This window comes from Micromonospora sp. ALFpr18c (assembly GCF_008868155.1).
Taxonomy (GTDB): Bacteria; Actinomycetota; Actinomycetes; order Mycobacteriales; family Micromonosporaceae; genus Micromonospora.
Genome location: NZ_WBKR01000412.1, coordinates 1 through 1,129 on the forward strand (window position 1 = coordinate 1; position 1,129 = coordinate 1,129).

The 1,129-nt window shown below is 66.5% G+C and carries 1 protein-coding gene; it reads left to right on the plus strand.

What is annotated here, in order from left to right:
• Window positions 1-73: 73 nt before the first annotated feature.
• Window positions 74-1,129, plus strand: a 1,056-nt coding sequence (locus tag F8271_RS31450) for an IS256 family transposase (RefSeq protein WP_225854902.1), incomplete at its 3' end; no start/stop codon positions are given.

The window sequence follows — 1,129 nt, forward strand, 5'->3', positions numbered from 1 at the left end:
GACGACCGAGACGACCGTGGGACAGCCGGCCGCCGAGCCGGTGGGTGCGGTGACGGATGAGCAGTTGATCGCGATGCTGGCCGATCGGGCTCGTGGGGACGGGCTGCGGTTGACCGGGGAGGGTGGGCTGTTGCAGCAGCTGACCAAGCGGGTCCTGGAGTCGGCGCTGGACGGCGAGATCACCGACCACGTCGGCTACGACAAGCACGACCCGGCGGGTCGAGGCAGCGGGAACACGCGTAACGGCAGCCGGACTAAGACGGTGCTGACCGATGTCGGGCCGGTCGAGGTGCGGGTGCCGCGTGACGCGGCGGGGACGTTCGAGCCGCAGATCGTGCGTAAGCGGCAGCGCAGGCTGTCCGGGGTCGATGACATGGTGTTGTCGTTGTCGGCGAAGGGGTTGACGCACGGGGAGATCGCCGCGCACTTGGCCGAGGTGTACGGCGCCGAGGTGTCGAAGCAGACGATCTCCACGATCACCGACAAGGTGATGGACGGGATGGTCGAGTGGCAGAACCGGCCCCTCGACAGGGTGTATCCGGTGGTGTTCATCGATGCCATCAACGTGAAGATCCGGGACGGGCAGGTCGCGAACCGGCCGATCTACGTGGTCATGGCGGTCACCGTCGACGGGCACCGCGACATCCTCGGGATCTGGGCCGGTGACGGCGGTGAAGGCGCGAAGCACTGGCTGCACGTGCTCACCGAGTTGAAGAACCGTGGTGTCCAGGACGTGTTGATGCTCGTCTGCGACGGGCTCAAGGGCCTGCCGGACGCCGTCGCGACAGTCTGGCCACGCACGATCGTTCAAACCTGCGTAGTTCACCTTTTGCGTAATTCGTTCCGGTACGCGGCCCGCCAGGACTGGGACAAGATCGCGAAAGCGCTCAAGCCGGTCTACACCGCGCCGACCGAGGACGCCGCGACCGAACGGTTCCTCGAGTTCGCCGAAAACTGGGGCAAGAAGTATCCGGCGATCGTCAGGCTGTGGGAGAACGCCTGGGCCGAGTTCGTGCCGTTCCTGGCCTTCGACGTGGAGATCCGCACGGTCATCTGCTCCACGAACGCGATCGAAAGCGTCAACGCCCGCATCCGCAAGGCCGTCCGCGCCCGCGGCCACTTCCCCACC